Here is a 24130-nt window from a genome sequence, read left to right as displayed (position 1 = left end):
ACCCGCCGTTACGGCACCAGCACGACCCCGCCCGTCGTCGCGCGCGACTCCAGCAGCCGGTGCGCATCGGCCGCCTGTTCGAGCGGCAGCCGCGCGCCGATCTCCACGTGCATCCCGCTCGCCAGCCGTTCGAGTGTCGCGCGCGCAGCCTCCCGATAACCGTCGACGTCGCGCGCGATGAAGCCGAGCACGCTCGGCCGCGCCAGCGCGATCGAGCGCGCCGGCCCCAGTTCGTCGAGATCGAACGTGTGCCGTGCGCCGATCGCGGCCACCTGCCCGATGCTCGCGACCATCCCGAACGGACGGACTGCACCGAGCGTGCGCGTCAGCACGTCGCCGCCGATTCCGTCGATCGCGTAATCGACCCCGGTGCCGCCGCCGAACACGCGCGCCGCCGCGACGAAATCCTCCTCGCGATAATCGACGACCGCCTCGGCGCCATGCGTGCGCACGAGCGCGGCTTTCGCGGCCGACCCGACCGTACCGATCACCCGCGCGCCGAGCGCACGCGCCCATTGCGTCGCCAGCAGCCCTACACCGCCGGCGGCGGCATGCACGAGCACCGTGTCGCCCGCGCCGACCTGCCGGACGCGATGCATCAGCATGTAGACGGTGATCCCTTTCAGCAGCCCGGCAGCCGCTGCGTCATCGCTCAAGCCGTCGGGGATCGGCACCACGCGCTCGGCCGGCATCGTGCGCAGGTTCGCATAGCTGCCGGTCGGCATGCCCGCATACGCGACGCGCTGGCCGGGGACGAGATCCGTCACGCCCGGCCCGACCGCGTCGATCACGCCGGCCGCCTCGACGCCGAGCGCGTCCGGCAGCGCGGGCAACGGATGCGCGCCCGTCCTGAAATAGATGTCGACGAAATTCACGCCGATCGCGGTCTGGCGAATCCGTACCTCGCCAGCATCGGGCGGCGCGACGGGTGCATCGACGCGGCGCAGCACACCGGCGTCGCCGTAGCGGTCGATCCCGATCCGGATGGCGGTCGTGGTTTGGGTCATGACGTTCGTCGCAATCGAATGAAGTGACACGATCATCCCATCGTGCATAATCGATCGGAATTCCCGCTGATCGCCCATCTACTGTGCAAAATTCGACCGATCGAGCATCCCCGACCGCGGCCGCGCCGCCGATGAGCTGGGACGACATCCGCTACTTCCTCGCGGTGATGCGCGGCGGCAGCCTGTCGGCGGCCGCGCGGACGCTGCAGGTTCAGCATTCGACGGTCGCGCGCCGCATCGACGCGCTGGAATCCGCGCTCGGCATCCGGCTGTTCGACCGGCTGCCGCGCGGCTGGCCGCCCACCGACGAAGGGCTGCACCTTGCCGAGCACGCCGCACGCCTCGAAGCGGACGCGCATGCGTTCGCGCGCGCCGCCCAGGGTGCGGCGGCACTCGACGGCGTGGTACGCGTATCGGCGTCGCCGGTGTTCGCCAGCCATTTCCTCGCGCCGCGCCTGGCCCGCGCGCAGCGCGCGTGGCCGGCGCTGCGGATCGACCTGATAGGCGAGATGCACGCGGCGAACCTGTACGCGCGCGAAGCCGATCTCGCGGTGCGGCTGTCGCGGCCGACGGAGCCGGGGCTCGCGGCGCGCCGGCTCGGCACGATGCGCTTCGCGCTGTGCGCGTCGCCGGAATGGGCGAGCGCGCCGCCCGACACCTGGCCGTTCGTCGGCTACGACGACGCGCTCGCGCAAACGCCGCAGCAGCAGTGGCTCGAGCGTTTCGCGGCCGGGCGCCGTTTCGCGTTCATCGCGAACGACCTCGCCGCGCAGCATCGCGCGTGCGCGGCGGGCGCCGGTGTCGCGCTGCTGCCGCGCTTTCTCGTCGACGATCCGGCCGCGCAAGCCGGTGCGCCGCTCGTCGAACTCACCGCCGCGCCGCGTTGCGATATCGAGCGCGAAATCTGGCTCGTCGTCCACCCGGACGTGCGCCGCTCGCCGCGCGTACAGCATGTCGCGGATGCGATCGCCGAGGCGGTGCGTGCGGCGGATGGGCGGCTCTGACGCCCCGGCCTCGTCAGAACCGCTGCTGCAGCCCGGCCATGATCCCCAGCTGGCTCTGCCCCGTTTCGACCGTGCCGCCGGCGGCGACCGCCTTGCCTGCGGTCGCGCCGTTCAGCATGTAGCCGACCGACGTATAGACGCGCGTCCGCCTGGACAGCTGATGGTTGGCGCGCCCGGCCAGCAACGTCGCGTTCGCGTTGCTCGCGGGCCCGCGTTGCAGATAACGCGTGCCTTGTGCATCGAACGTGACCGTGGGCGTCATCGCATAGGCCACGCCCGCGAAGACGATATCGGTCTGCAAATGGCCGGCCGCCGCGACGTTGTTCCTGATCCATCCCGCACCGAGCTTCGCTCGCCCCATCACCGCATAGCCGCCGACGACGCCGTGTGTGCTCGTATGGGCGCTGCTGTCGAGCGGCGCCGATGCGCCGGCCCCGCCGCGCTTCACGTCGTATGACACTGCAACGCCAAAGCGCGCCGCGTCGTAAGCGACCAGCGCCGTATATTGCCGGCAGGCGAGCGGATTGCCCGGCACCTGCCCCGCGCAGCCGGTCGCGGAAGGCCCGGCCGGCCCGGCGGCATCGCGGCCGAAGCTGTAGGTGCCGCCGATCGTGAGCCCGCGGAACTTGCCCAGGTAACCGATCGCGTTGTCGCTGCGCGCATTCGGCAGATAGGCGTCGAAGTTGCTCGGCGAATGAATGGACGGCCCGATCACGTCGGCATTGGCCAGCGCATGGGCCGTCATGTTCATTTGCCTGCCGAGCGTGAGCGTTCCGTATGCGCTGCTCAGCCCCACGTTCGCCTGCCGACCGAACAGTCTCCCGCCGTAGTTGAGCCGACCAGTGCCGGGCTGAAAGCCGCTCTCCAGCACGAAAAACGCCCGGTTGCCGCCCCCGAGGTCTTCGGTACCCTTCACGCCCCACCGCGAAGGCAATTCGCCGGTCAGATGCGGCATGCCCACCGCCGATCCGCCCTTCGCCGCATGGTTGTAGTACGAAATGCCGGTGTCGACGATGCCGTACAGCGTCACACTGCCCTGCGCCTGTACGGTGCCCGTCGTCGCGGTCAGCGACGATGCGAACACACTCCACCCCAGCATCGCCTTCGACGCCCTTGAATCGAGATGCATGACTGACTGTCCCCTTCACAGGATGCGGGCCGCGGCGTCGCCGTGCGCGAACGGCCGGCGGCCGCGCGCCAGCGCCGCGGATAAGCCGTTCAGGACTGCCGGGCGGACGACACGTGCCGTTCGGCAGCCGAAGCCGCCAGGCCGTGGCGCGACGCCGAGCGCCGCTGATCGATCAAGCCGACCGCGACGGCCGCCACCAGCGCGGGCAGCCCGATCGCCATGAAGTTCTGTGCCAGCGGCAGATCGATGCCCACCAGCACGCCGATCACGATCGGCGCCAGGATCGCGCCGCTGCGGCCCACACCCAGCGTCCAGCCGATGCCGGTCGACCGGATCGCCATCGGATAGAACTGCCCCGCGTACGCGCAGTTGACGATCTGCGTGCCGATCGTCGACGCACCCGCGAGGCCGACCAGCACGAACAGCAGCGCGGTCGGCATCGGGTAGCCGAGCAGCGTGATCGACACGGCGGCAAGGAGGTACATCGACACCAGCACCGTCTTGATCGGCAGGCGATCGGCCAGCCAGCCGCCGCCGATCGCGCCGACCATCGCGCCGGCGTTCAGCACCAGCACGAACGTCAACGCCGAGCCGAGGCTGTAGCCGGCGCCCGCCATCAGCCGCGTCAACCACGAACTGAGCGCGTACACCATGAACAGGCACATGAAGCACGCGATCCAGAACATGACCGTGCTGAACCCGCGGCCGTCGTCGAACAGCTGCCGGACCGGCGCGTTGCCCGCGTGGTCGACGCGCGGAACGACATAACAGTCGCCCGGTTGCCGCCGATAGGCGGGATCGAGCCGCTGCGCGATGCGCGCGAGTTCGTCCGTCCTGCCGTGCCGGATCAGTAACGGCAGCGATTCCGGCATCCATTTCATGAGCAGCGGGACAAGCAGCACCGGCGCGCCCGCGGCGACGAACACGGATTGCCAGCCATGGGCGTCGATCATCCCCTTGCCCATGACCGCCGCCAGCATGCCGCCGACGGAATAGCCGCTGAACATCAGCGTCACCAGCGTATTGCGCATGCGGCGCGGCGCGTATTCGGTCATGTGGGCGATCACGTTCGGCATGACGCCGCCGATGCCGATGCCGGCGAGAAAGCGCGCGACGCCGAACAGCACGGGCGTCGGCGCCAGTCCGGCCGCCGCGGTGAAGACGCTGAACAACGTCAGGCAGGCCGCGATGGCCCGGCGGCGCCCGATCCGCTCGGCGACGGTCCCGAACACGATGTTGCCGAACATCATGCCGAACAGCGCCGAGCTGACCATGAAGCCGGCCTGCGCGGGGTTGACGCCCATCTCCTTCATGATCGCCGGCAGCGCGATGCCGGCCACCGCCAGGTCGTATCCGTCGAACACGATGATCAGCGCGCACCAGAACAGCACGACACCGTGCAGCTTGCCCAGCCGCGCATCGTCCGAGAGCGCCTGCAGGTTGATTTGACGCATGGAGCTTCCTTCCTTTTCCAGAGGGGATCCGGGCCCGGCGGTAGCCGTCGCATGACGCGAGTTCGAACCAATACGATCGATCGACCCATCAATTTAGTAGTTGTACGAATCATTGCCGTGAAATGCGCCGCTGTTCGTCCGGCTGCCGGCGCAGTGTAGGAAGCCACAATGATTTCCACTATCCGGAATTTGCAGGTCGCTCGCGAATCCGGTTTGTTTTTCTCGTGCGGCACGCCGCGCGCTATCCGGATTTTTCCCCGGCGGGGACGGGGACTATCCGATTCTTGCGAAACTTTCGACAAGCCTGACAAAGATCAATATCATCCTTTCAGGATATCTCGCTCACAAGAGAAACCGATGTGGCACGACGCGCATCCGCGGCCAGCTGATGTGCTGCGCGAAAAACGCCACGCAGGAGACGCCCCATGCCCCTCACCCCGAATGCGGACGCATTGTCCGCGCTGTATCGGAATTGCGTGTTCCGATCCGGCCTGCGCACGGATGCGCACGAGCAGGTCTCGCTGGAACTGGCCGAGCATGCGCTGCGCTGGAAGCAGGGCGTACCCGACGCAGCGCTGTTCAAGGGGCAACTGAATCACCTGAGCGTCTACGCGCTGCAGTACGGCGCCGAAGTCGAAGTCGCCCCGTGCCCGTTCGACGGCTTTTCGCTCGTTCACACGTCCCTCGCGGGCGGCGCCGAAATCGAGTGCGACGGGCACGTGATGGGCGTGTCCGAAGGGCGCACCGCCGTACTGGCACCGACGTCGCGCGTGCGCCTCCGCTGGCGAACCGGCACCCGGCAGCTGATCGTCAAGGTGCCCGATTCGCTGATGCGCGCAGTCTGCGGCCGCCGGCCCGACGACGCGGCGCCCGGCCTCGCGCCCGGCTTCCTGTTGCCGACGGCGCTCGCGTCGCAGTGGGATCTGATCGCGCAGTCGCTGCTCAACGTGCTCGCCGTTGCCGACGACGGCGGCATACGGGCCGAATGGCGCGACCACTTCGAACAAAGCCTCGCGCTGTTCCTGCTCGTGCATTGCCCGCCGTCGCCCGCCGCCGTGCAAGCCGGCCCGGCGCTGCAAGCGCGCGGCGCCCCCGCGCAAGCCGGATCGCGCGGCGACATCCGGCAGATGGATGCGCTGCACGAATTCATCCACGCGCGGCTCTGCGCGCCGATCTCGCTCGAGGATCTCGCCCGCGCGGCCGGTGTCAGCCTGCGGACGCTGAACGTGCTGTGTCGCCGCTATCACGGCGCGACCCCGATGGAGCTGCTGCGCAACATCCGGCTGGACGCCGCGCGCGTGCAGTTGCTGACCGACCCGGCCGCCAGCATCACCGATACGGCGCTGACGTTCGGCTTCGGGCACCTCGGCCGCTTTTCCGCCTACTACTTCGCCCGCTTCGACGAATTGCCGCGCGACACGCAGAAGAAGCGGGCGCCGAACTGAACCCCGCGGCGCCGAACGCGCGGTTACCACCGCAGTCGCCGCCGCTCGCCATCGCCGCAGCCGCAGCCGCAGCCACCGCTTTACGCGCCGGACATTCGCCCGCATAGTAGTGGTTTTCCCGCCCCCCACCCTGTCGCTCCGTCGCCATGTCCATCTCGCCAGCCGCCTGCGTCGTCCGCGACGCGATCGACGCCGATCTCGACGCGATCCACTCGATCTATGCGCACCACGTGCACCACAGCGTCGCCTCCTTCGAGGAAACGCCGCCCGACGTCGCCGAACTGCGCGCGCGCCGCGACGCGGTACTGGGCCACGGGCTGCCGTACCTCGTCGCCGAATGCGACGGCCGCGTGGCCGGCTACGCATACGCGACGCCGTACCGTGCGCGCAGCGCATACCGCTTCACGATCGAGGATTCGATCTACATCGACGATGCGCAGCGCGGGCGCGGGATCGGCCGCGCACTGCTCGCGGCGCTGATCGAACGCTGCGAGGCCGGCCCGTGGCGGCAGATGATCGCGGTGATCGCCGATGGCGGCACCGGCGGCTCGACGTCGCTGCATCGCGCGTTCGGCTTCGAGCCGGCCGGCATGCTGAAGGCGGCCGGTTTCAAGCACGGCCGCTGGATCGATACGGCGCTGCTGCAGCGCCCGCTCGGCGACGGCGCGCGCACGCTCCCCGTCTCGCCATAAGGTCCGGTCATGCGAACGACCGGCTCGCGCCGGCCCTTCATGCGCGTGAACGGACCCTGGCGCGCCACGTCGCGCTAGAATGGCCGCATGTCAAAACAGACTCATTCCACACCCGACGAGGCCGCGCCGGACTCCCGCAACGAGTACACGGTCGACGAGCTTGCACGCGTGTCCGACACGACCGTGCGCAATGTCCGCGCGTACCAGGATCGCGGCTTGCTCGCGCCGCCCGAAAAGCGCGGCCGCGTCGGCATTTACGACGACACGCACGTCGCGCGCCTGAAGCTGATCAACCACCTGCTCGCGCGCGGCTACACGCTGTCGAACATCCAGGACCTGATCAAGGCGATCGACGAAGGCCACGACCTGCGCTCGATCCTCGGCCTCGAAAACGCGATCGGCGGCCGCTGGTCGCACGAACTGCCGAAAACCTATTCGCTCGCCGCGCTCGCGCAGATGTTCGGCCCGCAGGCGACCACGCAGCTGTCACGCGTCACCGAACTCGGCCTGCTCGAACGGCGCGGCCTGTCGTTCGTCGCGAAGAGCCCCGCGCTGCTCGAAGCGGCGGCCGCGATGACGAAGGAAGGCATCCCGCCGCGCGAACTGCTCGACGTGATCAGCCTCGCGCGACCGCATTTCGACGCGATCGCGCGGCTGCTCGTCGATCTCGTCGTGAAGCGGCTCGACCGCTACGACGCCGGCACGCTGCCGCCCGCCACCGATGTGCCCGAGCTGGTCGACGCGATCTGGCGCCTGCGCCCGCTCGCGGCCGTGTTCGTCGAAGGCGAGACGAACCGCGCGCTGGAAACCGCCGCGAGCGCGTATCTCGGCGGCCGCGTCGCGACGATCCTTGACAAAAAGCTCAGCGACGAGGCCGCACGGCAGTCCGGCACGCCGGCATCGGAACACGACGACGAAGCATAGGCGCGCCGCCGTCATATTCATATCGGCAATGCTTCGTTTGCGGGCGCGATCGCCCATGCGACGATTCTTCCAACCGAGCGGCACGACCGCTCGCCCGAAGACGTTTTGCATGGAGTCCGTTCGATGATTCGTTTCACCCGCTGGATCGCCCGCACCGCCGCCGTCACGCTCGTCACGCTGTCTGCGGCATCGGCCTTCGCACAAGGTAGCGCCGACAAGGTCGTGCGCATCGGCTACCAGAAGGCCGGCCTGCTGTCGGTCGTCAAGGCCCAAGGTTCGCTCGAAGCGCGGCTCAAGCCGCTCGGTTATGGCGTCCAGTGGTTCGAATTCCCGGCCGGGCCGCAACTGCTCGAAGCACTGAACGCGAACAGCATCGACTTCGGCTACACGGGCGCGCCGCCGCCCGTGTTCGCGCAGGCGGCCGGCGTGCACTTCGTCTACGTCGGCGCGGAACCGCCGGCGCCGCACAACGAAGCGGTGCTCGTGAAGGCCGATTCGCCGATCCGTTCGGTTACGGGCCTGCGCGGCAAGAAAATCGCGCTGCAGAAGGGCTCGAGCGCGAACTACCTGCTGCTCGAAGCCTTGCAGAAGGCCGGCGTGCGTTACGACGAAATCCACCCCGTGTACCTTGCGCCGGCCGACGCGCGCGCCGCGTTCGAAAGCGGCAACGTCGATGCGTGGGTCGTCTGGGATCCGTACTACGCGGCCGCGCAAAACACGCTGAAGGTACGCACGCTGTCCGACTACACGGGCCTTGCGGCGACCAACAACTTCTACGAAGCGACGCGGGACTTCGCGCAGCAGCATCCCGACGTGGTCGGCGCGATCCTGAAGCAGGCGCGCGAGACGGGCCTGTGGGTCAACGCGCATCCGGCCGACACCGCCGCGCTGATCGCGCCGAAGGTCGGCCTGCCGCAACCGCTCGTCGAGACGTGGATCAAGCGTGTCCCGTTCGGCGCGGTGCCGATCGACGACCGGATCGTCGCGGCCCAGCAAGGCGTCGCCGATGCGTTCTTCGCGGCGAAGCTGATTCCGCAGAAGCTGAGCGTGGCCGACAACGCGTGGAGCGACAAGAGCATCGCATCCGCGCTCGCCGCGAAGTAGCGCGAACCCACGCTCGCACACGTCCATGCGAAAAAGGCCGACGGGCACACTGCTCGCCGGCCTTTTCTGCACTGCCCGACGTTGCGGAATCGGGGCGGCGAGCAACTGCCCGCTTCGCCAACGTCCCCGCTCGGCGCCACCATTGACCCGGTTGCTCTACGTGGTCACGTGCCGGCCGATGGTGTCGGCAGCCGTCCGGCCGTTCATCGCCTGCGCCTTCTTCGCGTCACGTTGACCTTTCGGGCGGGCGGCGCCGAAGACCGGGAAACGCGCTTCCTCAAAGATCGTCGTTCGACGACAACCACCCGGGTTCATATGCACCCAGTGCACGTGCCGGATAAAACCATCGCAGCGGCGCATCGTCGATCTGCAATGGCGGGCGAAGCCGCGATGCCGGCCCCCACGATGTGAGCTCGACGTGGTCCGCCCAATCTCGCTGACCGTCGGCGACCAGTTCGACCACCTCGCTCATCGGCTCCGGGCGCAACTGCAAGACGGCCGCCGTGCGCGCCAGCGAGGCGCGGACCTCGGTACCGACACCCTGCATCATTCGCGTCGTCAGCCCGCGGATGGCGGCCGTCGCCATCAGGTAGCCCGTCGCATGGTCGATCGCCTGGACCGGCAGGTTCACCGGTTCATCGCTGCCCGTCACGCGCATGCCCGCCTCGGCGATTCCCGTGCTCATCTGAATGAGGCTGTCGAAGCCACGCCGGCAACGCCACGCGCCGGTCCAGCCATAGGCGTCGAGCGACACGTCGATGAGCGCGGGATTCAGTTCGCGCCGTTGCGCGGCATCGAGCCCGAGGCGCGCGAGCGCATCCGGCCGGTAACCGTGCACGACGATATCCGCGCGGCGCAGCAACTGCCTGAGCGTATCGAGATCCGCGGCATCCTTCAGGTTCAGCCGCGCACAGCGCTTGCCGAGGACGACTTCGGGCACCGTACCCGGCTCTTCCCAGCCGTACGGATCGATGCGCAGCACCTCGGCACCCAGGCCCGCGAGAAATCGTGTCGCCACGGGGCCGGCGAGAATGCGCGTCAGGTCGAGCACGCGAATGCCGCGCAGCGGCCGGTCGCTCGAAGGCCGCCACGCATGCGCGACGGCATCCGTCGCGGGATGAACGTGCAGCAACGGTTCGGTTGCGACCGCCTGCCCCTGCGGATGCCCGGCCCACTCCTGCGCCGAGTACATCGCCGCGGCACACCCGCCGCGCTCGACGATCGCCGCCTCGAGCGCACCGGCATCCCAGCGACTCACCGCCTGCGCGACCGACTCCGCATCGGCGGCACAGCCGAGTACCGACAACGCGGCCAGTCGATGATGCGGCGCGTTGGTGTGCAACCTGATCCAGCGATCGCGCGCCCGATAGTTGCCGGCCACCGGATCCCATTGAGGCGGCATCGTCCAGCCCTGCGGACGCAGCGACGTGCCGAACCACAGCGACGCCATGCGCCGGTCGACCTGTACCGCCGGCAACGTTCCTGCCGACGCATGCAGCAATTCGGCGACGGACGTCCCCGCCGCACCGATTGCCGCCGCGGCCATGTCGGTTACGCGAAACGCGGAGACCAGTTCTCCGGCGCCGCTGAAGCTGCACGATTCGAGAAACGCCGGAGAGCCGCCGGCCGCCAGCCAGAACGTCCGCAGATGGCGCGACCCCCGATCCTCGTCGGTCGTGGCCCGTTCCCGCGATATTCGATCGACACGCATGTTCGCCTCGCATGAATTAGGTGACGCAAAGATCGTCTCGCTCGCATTTGCTGTCAACGTTGATTATCCTGATCAACCTGTCGAACGATTCACTCTGCGCACGATGTCGAACTACCTGAATTCGACCGACGCCGCGGCAAGGCTCGGCGTCTCGCGGCAAACGCTCTATGCGTACGTCAGCCGCGGCCTGCTTCGCGCGGAACCCGGCGGCAGCCACCGTGAAAGCCGCTACCTCGCGGCCGACGTCGACCGGCTCGCGGATCAACGCGCACGAGGCCGCAAGCCGAAGGAAGTGGCAAAGGCCGCGCTGAACTGGGGCGCCCCGGTGCTCGAATCGAGCATCACGTTGATCGACGGCGGCCGGCTTTTCTATCGCGGTATGGATGCGCTCGATCTCGCGAGCCGGGCGAGCCTCGAGGAAGTCGCGGCGCTGCTATGGCGAAACGACGAGCAGACCGCTTTCGGCCGCCAGGCCCCGGCCACGCCCGCGGTACTGCGAACGCTCTTCAGGCACTACGGCGACCAACGTGCCGAGCAGGCGCTGTTGCCGCTCTTCACCGTCGCGAGCGAGGACGCGCCGACGGCGATCTGGCAGCAATCGTCCGATCGTCACGCACAGGGCTGCGGCGATCTCGTGCGGATTCTGGCGGCATGCCTGCTGCGCACCCGGATCGATACGGCCCCCATCCACGTGCAATGCGCGCGGGCGTGGGGCGTCGGGCCCGCGGGCGCGGAGCTGATCAGGGCGGCGCTCGTGCTGTGCGCGGATCACGAACTGAATGCGTCGAGCTTCACGGGCCGGTGCATTGCGTCGACGAACGCGAGCCTGCGGGCCGTCGTGGTCGGCGGCCTGGCCGGCCTGTCGGGCGAACGTCACGGCGCCACCACGGCGCGCGGCGAAGCACTGTGGGACGAAATAGGCAATAAGGATGTCGAACGGAAAATGAGCGAGCGTCTCGCCCGGGGCGACGGCTTGCCGGGCTTCGGGCATTCGCTCTATCCCGACGGCGACGTGCGCGCGACGTATCTGTTGTCGCGGATCCTGCCGCGCCATCCTCAATGGAACAGGATGCTCGATGCAGGGAGCGCGCTCACCGGCCAGAAGCCCTCCGTGGATCTCGCGCTGGTGGCACTGCGCAGACATTTGCGGCTTCCCGTCGGTGCCGCATTCGGCCTGTTCGCACTGGGCCGCTCGATCGGCTGGATCGCGCACGGGCTGGAGCAGCGCGCGCAATCCGATCTCATCCGGCCGCGTGCGGTTTATACAGGAACATGGCCGGTTGGCACCGGTGTCGAGCCGGATCGCGCGCGATCCCGCGGACGATCGGGAAAGCAGCGAGCGACGCAGCACAGTGCTGCTCCGGCAGACGACATGCTTTCCGCATTCTTCAGGAAACGATAGCTTTTCGCTCGATGACGCCGGCACGCAGCATCGGTGATACGCGAATGCCTCGCCGGAGGACGAAGGCAGCCACCCGCTGACGTTTCGCGGATGTCGCCAACGGATCGGCAAGAACCTTCCGCGGAATTCCCCGATGGCCCTTTGCCGAATCCACCGGATGCAAACGGCAATCGGCACACCGCGCATCGAGCCGAGCCCAGCCGAGCCGACAATGTGCGCGCGCCGCGCCGTCGGCACGCGCGCACCCGGCATGCCTGCTTACTTCAGCGCCCCCGCCACCTTCTTCTGCCGCCACAGACACAGCAGGTCACACGCAACATGCGCGGCCGCGATCGCCGTGATGTCCGCGTGGTCGTACGCAGGTGCCACCTCGACCACATCCGCACCGACCAGGTCGATCGCGCCGAGCGCGCGCACGATCGCGAGGGCCTGTGCCGACGACAGCCCGCCCGCGACCGGCGTGCCGGTGCCGGGCGCGAATGCCGGATCGAGGCAATCGATGTCGAACGTCAGGTACGCGGGCCGCGCGCCGACGATGTCGACGATCCGCTCGACCGCCGCGCGCGCACCGTGGTCGTGCACCCACACGGCATCGAGCCGCTCGATCCCGAGGAAATCATCGTTCCACGTCCGGATGCCGACCTGCACCGACGTCGCGGGATCGATCAGCCCTTCCTTCACGGCCTTGTAGAACATCGTCCCGTGATTGAGGCTGTCCGGATCGTCGTCGGCCCACGTATCGCAGTGCGCGTCGAAATGGATCAGCGACAGCGGCTTGCCGTAGCGCTCCGCGTGCGCGACCAGCAGCGGATACGTGATGTAGTGGTCGCCGCCGAGCGTCAGCATCTTCGCGCCCGAGCGCAGGATCGTGCGCGCATGCTCGACGATCGCGGGCTTGATCGACAGCGGGTTGTGCGCGTCGAACCAGCAATCGCCGTAGTCGACGGCCGCGAGATCGTCGAACGGGTTGAAACCCCACGGATACGGGTGAAGCTCCGCGAGCTGCACGCTCGCCGCGCGAATCGCGGCCGGGCCGAGCCGTGCGCCGGAGCGATAGGTCGTCGCGAGGTCGAGCGGCACGCCGGAGATCGCGACGTCGACCCCGTCGAGCGCGCGCGAATAGTTGCGGCGCATGAACGACAGCACGCCCGCATAGGTGTTTTCGATCGACGAGCCGTACGGCGTCGTGCGACGGATCGCGCCGTCGCCATGGAGAAGTTCGGTCATGGTCGGACCATTTTTCGTGGAGGCCGGCCCGCGCCGCGTTGCATCGGCGCGCGGAGCGGGCACGGCATGGATTCATCGGGCACGCACCGGCTTGCGCATCCTGTCACGCGGCCGGGCGGAACAACGACAACGGCAATACCGCGGCGATCATAACAAGCCGAATCGATGTCGTTGCCCCTGCTCGACCGGGGCAACACGTCGAAGAAACCGGGCGAAGACGTTCGCCCGTCGTGCGCGCGGCAACGCCGGACCGCCACGGCTGCGGCCAGGCGCCTTTGCGTACCCTGCCTGCCGCGTCCTAGAAGGGTTCGCCGGTTTTCCCGCGCCCGTTCCTCCGGATAATGGCCGGCAGCCGCGCCCTCGACCGTGCGCCGTCCACCGCAGACAACAACAAACCGGAGACACCCGCCTTGATCGCCACGCTTCCCGCCACCTACCGCCGGCTCTGGCCGCTCGCCGTCGTCGCCGCGCTGCTGTACGGGCTGTCGCTCGCTGCCGCCCCCTATCCCGGCCAGGCCGCCGCGAAAGCCGCGATGGGCATCCTGCTGCTCGCGACGGGCAGCACCTGCGGCGCGGCGCGCGAACGCGCGTGGCTGTGCGCGGCGCTCGTGACCGCCGTGCTCGGCGACGTGCTGCTCGCGCTGCCCGACTGGCCGCTGTCGTTCGTCCTCGGCCTCGGCGCGTTCCTGCTCACGCACCTGTGCTATTGCGCAATCTTCATGCGCTGGCGCGCACGGCCGCACGGCTGGCGCGTCGTCGCGCTCGTCGGGCTGTGGATCGCCGCCCCGGCGTTCTACGTGGCGTTCTTCCCGCACCTCGGCGAGCTGCTCGCGCCCGTCGCCGTCTACATGCTCGTGCTCTGCGTGATGGCGAGCTTCGCGCTCGCGGCCCGCACGCGCGGCCCGCTGGTGGCCGTCGGCAGCCTGATCTTCGTCGGCTCCGATACGCTGATCGGCGTCGGCCGTTTCCTCGGCGGCTTTCCGGGCATCGAGTACCTGATCTGGGGCCTCTACGCGCTCGCGCAGGTCACGATCGTGGCCGGGGTTTTCCATGAGACGGCCGCCCAACCGATCCGTCCCTGATACCGTTTCAAACAGACCGCCGCATGCCGGCGGTCTCGTCCGCTCCCTCTCTTGCCCTGCCGACGGCCCTTTCCGCGCATTCCGCGATGCGGGAACCGGCCCGTTCCAAACCCCGCTCAGCCTTTTCCAGCCTGGCTTCCGGCCCTTAGAGCGCCGCTTCTAGCCTCTTGCGGTTTCCAGGTTCACCCACTATCGTTACATCAAACAATGTAACATTCGAAAATGAGCCAAATCGGAGACACCCGGATGAATGCTCGCACGTTGCCTTTCGGTCCGCCCGGCCACGACGGCCTGGACGAAACCATCGACATCGCCATCATCGGCACCGGCTTCGCCGGCCTCGGGATGGCGATCCGCCTGCGGCAAACAGGCGTGACCGACTTCGTCGTCCTCGAGAAGGCCGCGTCGGTCGGCGGCACGTGGCGCGACAATCATTACCCCGGGTGTGCATGCGACGTGCAATCGCACGTCTATTCGTTCTCGTTCGCGCCGAACCCGCGCTGGACGCGCATGTTCGCGCCGCAGCCCGAGATCCGCGCCTACTTGGAAGACTGCGTGCAGCGCTTCGGGATCGGCGCGCACCTGCGCCTGAACCACGAACTGCAGCGCGCCGAGTACGACGACGCCGCGCAACGCTGGCGCCTCACGTTCGCGAACGGCAAGCGGCTGTCGGCACGCGTGCTGGTGTCAGGGATGGGCGGCCTGTCGCGCGCCGCGCTGCCGTCGATTCCAGGCGTCGAGAACTTCAAGGGTCGCGCGTTCCACTCGCAGCACTGGGATCACGACTATGCGCTCGAAGGCAAGCGCGTCGCGGTGATCGGCACCGGCGCGAGCGCCATCCAGTTCGTGCCGCAGATCGCGCCACGCGTGAAGGCACTCGCGCTGTTCCAGCGCACGCCGCCGTGGATCATGCCGAAGCCCGACCGCAACCTGACCGGGTTCGAGAAGTGGCTGTTCCGTACGCTGCCGTTCACGCAGAAGGCCGTGCGCAGCGGCATCTACTGGATGCTCGAATCGCGCGTGCTCGGCTTCGCGATCCATCCGTCGCTGATGAAGAACGTGCAGAAGCTCGCGCTGCGCCACATTCGCAAGCAGATTCCCGATCCGGAGCTGCGCAAGACCGTCACGCCGAACTACACGCTCGGCTGCAAGCGCGTGCTGATCTCGAACGACTACTACCCGGCGCTGTCGCGCAAGAACGTCGACGTGATCACGACCGGCATCGACCACATCGAAGCCGACGCGGTCGTGACGACCGACGGTCGCCGCCATGAAGTCGACTGCCTGATCTACGGCACCGGCTTCCAGGTGGCCGATCCGTTTCCGCGCGGCGCGATCATCGGCCGCGGCGGGCTCGACATCGTCGACGCATGGCGCGACGGCGCGCACGCGTATCTCGGCTCGACGCTGCCCGGCTACCCGAACTTCTTCATGATCGTCGGCCCGAACACGGGCCTCGGCCACAACTCGATGGTGTTCATGATCGAGTCGCAGATCGAGTACATCCTCGGCGCGTTGCAGGCGATGCGTCGCGAACGCGCGGATGCGATCGAGGTACGCTCGCTCGTCGAGGCGCAATTCAACAGCGACCTGCAGGGCAAGCTGAAAAAGGCGATCTGGTCGACCGGCGGCTGCAAGAGCTGGTACCTCGATCCGCGCACCGGCAAGAACACCACGCTGTGGCCGGGCTTCACGTGGCGCTTCCGCCAGGCGACCGCGCACTTCTCGATCGCCGATTACCACGCGTATCGCGCGCCGCAACTCGACACCACGGCGCAGCCCGCCGCCGCGCCGGCCGCTGCTGCTTCGACTTCGACTTCCGCCGAAGCGGCCTGAGCCAGACAAGGAGCAACCGACATGAGAGATTTCGCCAACAAGGTCGCCGCGATCACGGGTGCCGGCTCGGGCATGGGCCGCTCGCTCGCGATCCAGCTCGCACAGGCAGGCTGCCACGTGTCGCTCGCCGACAAGAACGGCGTGGGGCTCGCCGAAACCGAACGGATCGTCCGTACGATCGCGCCGAACGTGCGGGTTTCGACGCGCGTGCTCGACGTCGGCGAGCGCGATGCGATGTTCGCGTGGGCCGACGACACCGCGAAAGAACACGGCAAGGTCAACCTGATCTTCAACAACGCGGGCGTCGCGCTGTCGAGCACGATCGAAGGGATGGACTACAACGATCTCGAGTGGATCGTGAACATCAATTTCTGGGGTGTCGTCCACGGCACGAAGGCATTCCTGCCGTACCTGAAGGCATCGGGCGACGGCCACGTGATCAACACGTCGAGCCTGTTCGGGATCTTCGCGCAACCGGGCATGAGCGGCTACAACGCGACCAAGTTCGCGGTGCGCGGCTTCACCGAATCGCTGCGCCAGGAACTCGACATGATGAAGTGCGGCGTCTCGGCGACCTGCGTGCATCCGGGCGGCATCCGCACGAACATCGCGCAGGCGAGCCGCGTGTCGAAGAACATGGTCGGCTTCATGGTCGCGAGCGAGCAGCAAGGCCGCGACACGTTCGAGAAGTTCTTCATCACGACCGCCGACGATGCCGCGCGCACGATCCTCGCGGGCGTGCGCAAGAACAAGCGCCGCGTGCTGATCGGACGCGACGCGAAGGCCGGCGACTGGATGGCGCGCGTGCTGCCGTCCGCGTACCAGGCGCTCGTCGTGTTCGCGACGCGCCGCGAGGCCGCCCGCGCGCGCCGTGACGCCGCCCGCGGCACGCCGGCACCCGCGCCGCTGCACGCCACCTACAACAATGCAGGCAATCAGGGAGGAGAACAATCATGACGACCCCGAACATGATGCCGGTGCGGCGCGACATCCGTTTCGCGCTGCCACCGGAACGCGCGAAGGACTGGCATGTACAGGGCGTACCGGTCACGCACTTCATGAACGCGCTGTCGCTGCTGTTCCCGGCCGGCGAACGGTTCTTCATGGATTCGGTGCGCAACTATCGCGACCGGATCGAGGATCCCGAACTGAAGAAGCAGGTACTCGGCTTCATCGGCCAGGAAGCGATGCACACACGCGAGCACATCGAATACAACGACCTGCTGCAGTCGTCCGGCCTGCCCGCGCACAAGCTCGACAAGCGCCTGTGGACGATCCTCGGCTGGTTCAAGAAGGTGCTGCCGCATTCGATGCAGCTCGCGATCACGATCGCGCTCGAGCACTACACGGCGATCCTCGCGAACCAGTTGCTGTCGGGCCACGAGCACCGGATCGACGGCTCGGTCGAAGGCTACCAGCAGATGTGGATGTGGCATGCGATGGAGGAAACCGAGCACAAGGCCGTGTCGTACGACGTATGGACCACCGTGATGAAGCCGGGCCTCGGCAGCTACCTGCTGCGCACGGGCACGATGCTGACGACGACCGTGTTCTTCTGGACGATCGTGTTCGACTTCCACGTGCGCCTGATGCGCGCGCACCGTCGCGAACACGGCAAGTTCGGCGGCATGTGGCGGCTCGTGAAGTACCTGTACGGCCCGAAACACGGCGTGTTCCCGAGCATCGCGCGCGAATGGCTCGACTACTTCCGCCCCGGCTTCCACCCGTGGGACCACGACAACCACCAGTACCTGCAGGGGCTCGACACGCTGCTCGAGAACATCGACGCGACCAACGCGCGCTACGCCGCGCAAGCCGCCCCGCGCCGCGTGCCGCTGCACCCGGTTGCGCAGGCATGACGCCATGGCGCGCGCCCACGAGATGCTGACCGTCCAGTCCGGCGACGTGAAACTCGCCGTCTACGTGAGCGGGTCGCGTCGCGCCCCGCCGCTGATCCTCGTGCACGGCTACCCCGATTCGGCGGCCGTGTGGGCGCCGATCCGCGCGCGGCTCGCGAAGCGCTACCGCGTGATCGCGTACGACGTGCGCGGCGCCGGCGCGTCCGATGCACCGCGCCGCCGCGCCGACTACACGCTCGAACGGCTCGCCGGCGACCTGAAGGCCGTGGCCGACGCGACCTGCGGCGGCCGGCCGTTCCATCTCGTCGGCCACGACTGGGGCTCGATCCAGTGCTGGGAGGCCGTGACCGACCCCGCGTTCCGCGGCCGGATCGCGTCGTACACGTCGATTTCGGGCCCCTGCCTCGATCACGTGTTCCGCGCGAAGATGCGGCTCAAGCAGAGCCTGAAGTCGTGGTACATCGCGTTCTTCCACCTGCCGGTCGTGCCGTCGCTGGTGTGGCGGCTCGGCGGCGCGGCGCTGTGGCCGCGCTGGCTGCAGATCACCGAACGCGTGCGTGCCGAGCGCGATCCCGTGCAACTGAAGAATGCGCTGAACGGCATGCAGCTTTACCGCGCGAACTTCCTTGCGCGGGCGCGCAAACCGCGCGAACGGTATGCGCAGGCGCCGGTGCAGATCCTCGTGCCGGTGCGCGACCGCTACGTGACACCCGAAATGTCGGTCGACCTCGACCGCTGGCTCGGCGACCACGTGCGCGAGGAAATCGACGGCAGCCACTGGGTCGTGCTGCGCCACCCCGACATCATCGCGTCGCGGATCGACCGCTTCGCGTCCGCGCAGGAGCGGCCGGCCGTCGCGAACGCCGCGGTTCAACGGCCCGTCGGCGCCGGCAGGCGTCTGAACAGCGTCTCGTAGTCGATCACGAGCCCGTCTTCGTCGATGTCCATCTCGGCGGTGAAATTCCGGAAGATGCCAAACCAGGCTGGCGGCGACACGCGGACGAGAGTGCAGGCTGTACCACGCTTCGAGTTCTTGACTCAGCGAGTAGTGCTTGCTGGCTTCCCCCCAAGCGCCGTGGTTCAACCAAATCTCAATCGGACCAGACATCGCCTGATTCGCCTTGAAGAACGGGGGCAGGTTTACTTCTGGCGCAACAATTCCTCCCTCTCATCGACCACCTCGTCGGAAATAAACCTGCCCCCGTTCTTGGAACCCGTTCTTCCCCGTCGGAAGTAAGCCTGACATCGTTCTCGCTATGGCGGATCGCTGGCAAAGCCACAGAGTTGATCGTTCTCCTGTGGGAACTGCAATTCCGAATAAAGGAGAATGATCAGTTGCGGCAACGCGAGGACTGGCATGAAGCACAGCAGAATTGCCAGGTCGACCCAAATCATCAGCGGCAACAGCAAGCGTCCCTTATTCGTGGTAAAAGACCACACAATCCAGCGGCCGCCGTAACGCATAAGTACGTCACGCCACGTCCAGGGAAAAGAGGTGATCTTCGGGGCGGGAAGATCTGTGGACTTAGCCATAAAACCCTGAAGCCAAGCCCATCTATGGTCTCCAAAGATTTTGTCGCTGCAGATCACCGGTATCTTGACCAACCGCGGCTCTGGCAGGTTACAGGTAAAACCCACAAGGTAGAGATACAGTTGCGCCCTACCGGGAGCCCGCTCGATTCCCTGCAGTCCGTCCCATTCAAGTTCCCATATAGGCTCCGAGCTTTCCTCTGGATAGGGTACGTAATACACACGGCGGCTCCGGCGATCGAAACGTACCCTAGAGCAGCGGTAGCGAAAGTGCGGCCCCAAGACGCGACCAAGAAAGAAGCACAGCAATCCAAAGCCAGGCAAGCCGAGCACGAGCATCCATATTCCGGTGCTCCAAGGGCCCGAGTCTACGATCGCCGCAATAACAAATGACAGTAACCCACAGAAAACAAATGCTCGAAGACCTACCCCCTCAAGCTCAGTTTGCAAGGTATCCGAGATTATCTCGATGCATTGCTCGTTGAAGCGCGTTGCCTCAATGGCAGGCACCACGCGCGAGTCGAGCTCCAACGGCAACAACGTGCTGGCAGAACGGAACATCCTCCACTTTGCTTGAATTTCAGCAAATGTTGGGCGACGCAGCTGATGCTGCGTCGGAACGGGACGCCGCATCATTCGGGGTCCTTAACTGGAGCAATCAACTCATCGTCAATGGGATCTGTGAACCACGTCCCGCGCGTAAAGACAAGCGGCTCCCGTTGCGGGAGCAATACGAGGCTTGGCTGGTTCCTGGCGTCTGGCCTATAGCAATAGTCCAGCATGACTTCCGTGTCTGCGCGCATCGTGATTCGCCAACTCAACTGTCGGGTGCCTTCTCGGATGATGTCCTCACTAACGACCATGCATTCCGTGTCATAGGGGAACCTCTCAGATGCAGATGACGGGGTATAAAATATAAACAGCGAAACAGTCGTAATTAAATATATTTGCATAGCAGCCGACTTGCTCTTCATGAACACATCCCGATTCGCAACAAATTCTCCGCATCACCGAAGCACATCACAAATAACCTTCTTCGTCGTCTCAACCTGGACGTCACTCAGCGGGACTTAGGTCGCGTACAAACTCAACGAATGCTTGGCGCGCAAGTCATTTACCGCGTCAGTCTACCTTTCAGTATGGGTACCTGTCGGCGAATCGTCCTGACGTTCCCAACACGATCGGTATAAGTAATCACAAATCGGTGATCTTGGACTGCAGCTTCTTTAATGGCGACAAAAGCATCCGACCCTTTGGATATATCCAATGCAACCTCCCCAACAACTAGAGATTGCTTTGAGAACATGGCGTACATAGGAAGAGGATTTCGTTTGCTGAGCAAAACAACGCCACGCTCGACGTCATAGGCTTCGACGAAGGGGAACGGACCACCCAACCCGCTCCTCTCGCTATAGAAGTAGGTTGCCGAACACTGTGTTCCACAAGGAAATTCAATAACAAAAACCCCTGAAGTCATCAATATGCTCGTTGGCGCACCAGGGTAATCGATGACCTTCCTCTCACCAGCGGCTCCGGACGCATAGATTCCGCAATTCACACCACTATCAGATTCGTGGCATCGCGCCTTGATCTGAACAGAACTATCATGAAAGTTCGTTGATTCATCCAGTGCGACAGCCAAAGCACAATTTGCAATCAGAACAAGACAACCACATACGATAAAACTGAAAACCCTCACCGCCAACACCTTCCGAATTCTTTTCTCGTTCACTCGGCACCAAGAACAAGTCATTTCATGGTTGTGCAGCCATGCATCATCGATGTTATCGCCCGAACCTTCGCACCATCGCTGCTCAGAACGAAATACCTTTCGTTACAAATCTCTTGACTATCATCCCGAGATTCAGCGTGATATTTAACTTGAATCAGAAAACTGTCTGGACGACTATATAGATCAATGACGGTGGTCCGCCCCTGCGCATCCTTCATGGGTTCAATGCCATTGTTAGAAAACTCTGCGAGAGCCATTGATTCGCGTCCGCTCAAAAGGTCCGAAAGCGTAAAGTATCGACACTCCGCACCGCAGCTATGTCTGGCGATATAAAATCGACCGCCAGCATTCACATCGGGCTGGCCTATCAGCTTCCCATGATTATCGCGCCATAGCCCCCCATCCTTTTTGGCAAAGGACGGAATCTGAAGCGAGCCACGATACACATCAGCTCGATATTTCGAGAAAATTGGAATTGCGTCCTGAGCATGGGAAGGCAAAACGCAGAAATACTGAACCACAAGAAATGCGGCGGATAAGGCGCCCCATAAGATGCGCCGCTTATCAATCAATAAGATCATCTAGTGCCCCTCGACTCACTGCCAGATCAGACTTTCTGGCAAGCTCTTCACTAAGAACCGGATCAGGTTAACTTCCTGATCGGCCGCCGGGAGAACGTGAACCTGACTCCGTTCTTCTCATGCTCGCTGGCCAGGCCGGAGATGAGGTTATGTGTGCCTATTGACCCGGACGGCGAAATGGCGACCCCGTTCTTGGCTAACAAAAGTCTCGTTTGCCATTCTTGGAAAAACAGCCATATACAAGCCCTATCACGAACCAACTACCCTATCTCGACTTGATTCAGCGCCTCGAAAAATATCGACCTGATTTCTTCACTCCGGGAGGTACGAATCGCTCACCCCAAGTCGTTAGTAATCGCTGATCTCGCGTCCTTTCGAGGGTGAACAGGACTTCTCCCTTCCGATACTGAACAATCCCGAATTCATTCTCAATCTCACCGCCAGCAAAGCTGACGAACCGTATTTCCATCGATCCTCGCTCAGCTCGAGTTGAGCACACGATTTCTTCGTTTTTCTGATAACCGTTCCACACCAATCCGCACTCTTTACCATCGCGAACAACTAACGTTATTTGCGTAATAATTGGCTGAATACCATCCGAAAAACCGTCCTGATATTCGTACCTACCCTGCCAACCTCGACCTACATCTCCGTCGCCCGCCCTCGCAAAAGGCACGGAAATCACCAAGCACAAAGCAATAACCAAGCGAATGACAAATATGGAAATCGAAGAATATCTTATCACTATACCATCACCCCTTAAAATCATTACCCATACCCTTTTCGTATTTCTCTCGCACCTTAGATGCAGCCTCCGTCTTAGTTATTTTTTCATTTCCATCCACATCTAATCCGATATTTTGCGCATAGATTTTATTAATAATTTTATTTCCATTTTTATCAATTTTAATAACACAAGAATCCTCTCTAACATACTTATCTGCAATTACGTACTCCCCAGGCTTACCGACCGCCGCGGGATAAAGAATATGCATATAAACATCCTCTAACTCTCTGAGTCTTCCCTTGCTTGGTAAGAAGTAGCGATGCACATACTCCAACTGCTCAACTGCGGTCATTTTCGACAATTTATCGGTTGTCGTACCTAATCCTACTGCTGTAGACGGCATAAACTGGACCAATCCGGTTGCCCCACTACTAGCCGCACTGCGAATATCTGGCCTAAATGTCTCGCCTGTTTCAAATGCCATACAGGACATCAGATAATCCGGATCAACCCGTAGATCCTCGCTAATCTCCATTACTTTCGCTTTGAATTCTTCCCCTACCCTTTTCCCCCAGGCTATCTCGGGAAGCGGAATACATTTGCAATTCTCAAAAAACGCCACGGGATGAATATGAAACACAAACGGGTCTTCCGGAAAATCCTTTACCTTCCCGGCCACCGCATCCCACCACACCAATTGCGCAATACGCGCTTTCTCCGCCTCCCAAGCTGCCCTCGATGACGGGGGGATCAACTCATCGTAGGCATCCCATGCCTTCTTGTCTGCCTTCCATTCACTCGGATAGCGCAGAATGACGCGCGAGAGGCGGCGGATGGTGTCTTGATCGCGTTGAGTTGCCTTCAACTCGGCCAAGGTGAGCTGACCGTCGTGATTGGAATCGAGCAGCGCTCGCACTTCGCGCAGCGGCATATCGAGGTCGGCGTCCTTCAATCCCAATCGCCCGCGCTGAAACTCCTCCATCTGCTTGAAGTCGGCAAAATAGCTGCCGTAGGCGGCCGTGGTTGGCTTGGACTCAATCAGTTTGAAGTCCACCCACTCATGCGGCGAGTGCCGGGAAACGCCTGCATGGCCCACTTCGCCTACCCAGCCGATGGCGGTGGTGCCACCGGTTTTCAGTTGCACCTGCCACCATGCGTTACCCGCTTCATCCAGGGCAAACACCTTGGGCAGCTCCGTGGGGATTTGTTTGTCCGGTCTCGATTGCTGCAACATGAGCCGCGACATGTGCTGCGGCTGCGCGCCATTCTTGGGGCCGTTGGCTGCGAACGTCAGCGGAAAACTTTCCCACCCTTGCGCCAAGTCCGCTGTCAACAACTTGCCTCCTTGGACACTGACCAGCGCAGTGTATGCATCTTTGGTGATCCAGACCGGTGTTTGGCTGGCAGCCCCGACGAAAACCCCGCGGAAGCGCGTGGCTCCAGGTTGACCGACCGTCCCCTGCCGAGGCACGCGGACGATATCCGCCGCCGTGTACACGGCCCCATCGTTGAGACGGAACAGATTGGCCTCCTTGGCACCGGTCGGCAACTTGGCTTTGCGGTCGATCCACTGCATACCCCCCGTTGGCTTGACTTTGACGTACAGGGCATCGTCAGGCGGCGTACCGTCCAAGGCGACAATGGTATTCACCGGCAGCAAACCGGCCTGCGGCGGCGCGAGTAC

General features: G+C 64.6%; 21 protein-coding genes and 1 pseudogene. 11 read left to right on the top strand and 11 right to left on the bottom strand.

Annotation, left to right across the window (positions count from 1 at the left end; genetic code table 11):
* Positions 1–8 precede the first annotated feature (8 nt).
* A complete protein-coding gene (locus L810_RS02875) occupies positions 9–1007 on the bottom strand; it encodes a quinone oxidoreductase family protein (RefSeq protein WP_042973007.1) in 999 nt (332 codons plus the stop codon).
* 131 nt (positions 1008–1138) lie between these two features.
* On the opposite strand from L810_RS02875, the gene L810_RS02870 reads away from it, so the two are divergent.
* Entirely contained in the window at positions 1139–2011 is an 873-nt protein-coding gene (locus L810_RS02870) for a LysR family transcriptional regulator (protein ID WP_042972973.1), read from the top strand.
* Positions 2012–2024: 13 nt separating this feature from the next.
* On the opposite strand, the gene L810_RS02865 is transcribed toward L810_RS02870, so the two are convergent.
* Positions 2025–3110: a porin gene (locus L810_RS02865; RefSeq protein ID WP_042972972.1), complete on the bottom strand. Its 1086-nt coding sequence runs from the start codon at positions 3108–3110 to the stop codon at positions 2025–2027.
* A 119-nt stretch (positions 3111–3229) separates the two neighbouring features.
* Positions 3230–4594: an MFS transporter gene (locus L810_RS02860; RefSeq protein ID WP_021156872.1), complete on the bottom strand. Its 1365-nt coding sequence runs from the start codon at positions 4592–4594 to the stop codon at positions 3230–3232.
* Positions 4595–5019: 425 nt separating this feature from the next.
* On the opposite strand from L810_RS02860, the gene L810_RS02855 reads away from it, so the two are divergent.
* The 4 genes from L810_RS02855 (at position 5020) to L810_RS02840 (ending at position 8759) form a co-directional block, all read left to right on the top strand.
* Positions 5020–6039: an AraC family transcriptional regulator gene (locus L810_RS02855; protein ID WP_021156871.1), complete on the top strand. Its 1020-nt coding sequence runs from the start codon at positions 5020–5022 to the stop codon at positions 6037–6039.
* A 146-nt stretch (positions 6040–6185) separates the two neighbouring features.
* A complete protein-coding gene (locus L810_RS02850; RefSeq protein WP_021156870.1) occupies positions 6186–6731 on the top strand; it encodes a GNAT family N-acetyltransferase in 546 nt (181 codons plus the stop codon).
* Positions 6732–6818: 87 nt separating this feature from the next.
* A complete protein-coding gene (locus L810_RS02845; RefSeq protein WP_021156869.1) occupies positions 6819–7655 on the top strand; it encodes a MerR family transcriptional regulator in 837 nt (278 codons plus the stop codon).
* Positions 7656–7778: 123 nt separating this feature from the next.
* Entirely contained in the window at positions 7779–8759 is a 981-nt protein-coding gene (locus tag L810_RS02840) for a sulfonate ABC transporter substrate-binding protein (protein WP_021156868.1), read from the top strand.
* Positions 8760–9036: 277 nt separating this feature from the next.
* Here L810_RS02840 and L810_RS02835 read toward each other — a convergent pair whose 3' ends face one another.
* Positions 9037–10470: a CoA transferase gene (locus L810_RS02835; RefSeq protein WP_021156866.1), complete on the bottom strand. Its 1434-nt coding sequence runs from the start codon at positions 10468–10470 to the stop codon at positions 9037–9039.
* 103 nt (positions 10471–10573) lie between these two features.
* On the opposite strand from L810_RS02835, the gene L810_RS02830 reads away from it, so the two are divergent.
* The gene (locus tag L810_RS02830; RefSeq protein WP_042972971.1) at positions 10574–11872 is read left to right on the top strand and encodes a citrate synthase family protein; all 1299 of its coding nucleotides are present in this window, start codon (positions 10574–10576) and stop codon (positions 11870–11872) included.
* A 258-nt stretch (positions 11873–12130) separates the two neighbouring features.
* Here the strand turns inward: L810_RS02830 and speB are convergent, their stop codons facing one another.
* Positions 12131–13099: an agmatinase gene (speB, locus tag L810_RS02825; protein WP_021156864.1), complete on the bottom strand. Its 969-nt coding sequence runs from the start codon at positions 13097–13099 to the stop codon at positions 12131–12133.
* A gap of 410 nt (positions 13100–13509) precedes the next feature.
* On the opposite strand from speB, the gene L810_RS02820 reads away from it, so the two are divergent.
* From L810_RS02820 to L810_RS02800, 5 genes are all read left to right on the top strand, one after another.
* A complete protein-coding gene (locus L810_RS02820; RefSeq protein WP_042973005.1) occupies positions 13510–14181 on the top strand; it encodes a lysoplasmalogenase in 672 nt (223 codons plus the stop codon).
* A gap of 246 nt (positions 14182–14427) precedes the next feature.
* The gene (locus tag L810_RS02815) at positions 14428–16017 is read left to right on the top strand and encodes a flavin-containing monooxygenase (protein WP_021156861.1); all 1590 of its coding nucleotides are present in this window, start codon (positions 14428–14430) and stop codon (positions 16015–16017) included.
* 21 nt (positions 16018–16038) lie between these two features.
* Positions 16039–16974 carry an SDR family NAD(P)-dependent oxidoreductase gene (locus tag L810_RS02810; RefSeq protein WP_021156860.1) on the top strand — a complete coding sequence of 312 codons (936 nt, stop codon included), beginning with the start codon at positions 16039–16041 and terminating at the stop codon, positions 16972–16974.
* Positions 16971–17876, top strand: coding sequence for a metal-dependent hydrolase (locus L810_RS02805; RefSeq protein WP_021156859.1), 906 nt, complete (start codon positions 16971–16973; stop codon positions 17874–17876). Before L810_RS02810 ends, L810_RS02805 begins: the two co-directional genes overlap by 4 nt.
* A gap of 4 nt (positions 17877–17880) precedes the next feature.
* The gene (locus tag L810_RS02800) at positions 17881–18792 is read left to right on the top strand and encodes an alpha/beta fold hydrolase (RefSeq protein ID WP_021156858.1); all 912 of its coding nucleotides are present in this window, start codon (positions 17881–17883) and stop codon (positions 18790–18792) included.
* Here the strand turns inward: L810_RS02800 and L810_RS48875 are convergent.
* From L810_RS48875 to L810_RS43855, 6 genes and pseudogenes are all read right to left on the bottom strand, one after another.
* A pseudogene (locus tag L810_RS48875) lies at positions 18747–18851 on the bottom strand (putative glycolipid-binding domain-containing protein); the annotation flags it as partial. The gene L810_RS02800 and the pseudogene L810_RS48875 overlap by 46 nt on opposite strands.
* Before the next feature lie 279 nt (positions 18852–19130).
* Complete coding sequence (locus L810_RS02795; protein ID WP_042972969.1) at positions 19131–19967, bottom strand: hypothetical protein; 837 nt, start codon at positions 19965–19967, stop codon at positions 19131–19133.
* 553 nt (positions 19968–20520) lie between these two features.
* Positions 20521–21138, bottom strand: a complete 618-nt coding sequence (locus L810_RS46840) for a hypothetical protein (protein WP_155631497.1) — start codon at positions 21136–21138, stop codon at positions 20521–20523.
* A 17-nt stretch (positions 21139–21155) separates the two neighbouring features.
* Positions 21156–21719, bottom strand: coding sequence for a hypothetical protein (locus L810_RS46835; RefSeq protein ID WP_155836102.1), 564 nt, complete (start codon positions 21717–21719; stop codon positions 21156–21158).
* A 280-nt stretch (positions 21720–21999) separates the two neighbouring features.
* Positions 22000–22488 (bottom strand): DUF5991 domain-containing protein, encoded by a 489-nt coding sequence (locus L810_RS49715; protein ID WP_225723335.1) that lies wholly within the window; start codon positions 22486–22488, stop codon positions 22000–22002.
* Positions 22472–24130, bottom strand: a 1659-nt coding sequence (locus L810_RS43855; protein ID WP_051392145.1) for a hypothetical protein, incomplete at its 5' end; no start/stop codon positions are given. The genes L810_RS43855 and L810_RS49715, both read right to left, overlap by 17 nt.

It is taken from the genome of Burkholderia sp. AU4i, from assembly GCF_000466765.1.
GTDB classification, from domain to species: domain Bacteria; phylum Pseudomonadota; class Gammaproteobacteria; order Burkholderiales; family Burkholderiaceae; genus Burkholderia; species Burkholderia cepacia.
The sequence above is the reverse complement of the archived record's forward strand: the minus strand, read 5'-3'. Positions and strand labels throughout refer to the sequence as shown.

Coding starts and splice junctions, on each gene's coding strand:
- L810_RS02875 (WP_042973007.1), bottom strand. CDS start 1,007: ATGACCCAAACCACGACCGCCATCCGGATCGGGATCGACCGCTACGGC.
- L810_RS02870 (WP_042972973.1), top strand. CDS start 1,139: ATGAGCTGGGACGACATCCGCTACTTCCTCGCGGTGATGCGCGGCGGC.
- L810_RS02865 (WP_042972972.1), bottom strand. CDS start 3,110: ATGCTGGGGTGGAGTGTGTTCGCATCGTCGCTGACCGCGACGACGGGC.
- L810_RS02860 (WP_021156872.1), bottom strand. CDS start 4,594: ATGCGTCAAATCAACCTGCAGGCGCTCTCGGACGATGCGCGGCTGGGC.
- L810_RS02855 (WP_021156871.1), top strand. CDS start 5,020: ATGCCCCTCACCCCGAATGCGGACGCATTGTCCGCGCTGTATCGGAAT.
- L810_RS02850 (WP_021156870.1), top strand. CDS start 6,186: ATGTCCATCTCGCCAGCCGCCTGCGTCGTCCGCGACGCGATCGACGCC.
- L810_RS02845 (WP_021156869.1), top strand. CDS start 6,819: ATGTCAAAACAGACTCATTCCACACCCGACGAGGCCGCGCCGGACTCC.
- L810_RS02840 (WP_021156868.1), top strand. CDS start 7,779: ATGATTCGTTTCACCCGCTGGATCGCCCGCACCGCCGCCGTCACGCTC.
- L810_RS02835 (WP_021156866.1), bottom strand. CDS start 10,470: ATGCGTGTCGATCGAATATCGCGGGAACGGGCCACGACCGACGAGGAT.
- L810_RS02830 (WP_042972971.1), top strand. CDS start 10,574: ATGTCGAACTACCTGAATTCGACCGACGCCGCGGCAAGGCTCGGCGTC.
- speB (WP_021156864.1), bottom strand. CDS start 13,099: ATGACCGAACTTCTCCATGGCGACGGCGCGATCCGTCGCACGACGCCG.
- L810_RS02815 (WP_021156861.1), top strand. CDS start 14,428: ATGAATGCTCGCACGTTGCCTTTCGGTCCGCCCGGCCACGACGGCCTG.
- L810_RS02810 (WP_021156860.1), top strand. CDS start 16,039: ATGAGAGATTTCGCCAACAAGGTCGCCGCGATCACGGGTGCCGGCTCG.
- L810_RS02805 (WP_021156859.1), top strand. CDS start 16,971: ATGACGACCCCGAACATGATGCCGGTGCGGCGCGACATCCGTTTCGCG.
- L810_RS02800 (WP_021156858.1), top strand. CDS start 17,881: ATGGCGCGCGCCCACGAGATGCTGACCGTCCAGTCCGGCGACGTGAAA.
- L810_RS02795 (WP_042972969.1), bottom strand. CDS start 19,967: ATGTTCCGTTCTGCCAGCACGTTGTTGCCGTTGGAGCTCGACTCGCGC.
- L810_RS46835 (WP_155836102.1), bottom strand. CDS start 21,719: ATGATCTTATTGATTGATAAGCGGCGCATCTTATGGGGCGCCTTATCC.
- L810_RS49715 (WP_225723335.1), bottom strand. CDS start 22,488: ATGATTTTAAGGGGTGATGGTATAGTGATAAGATATTCTTCGATTTCC.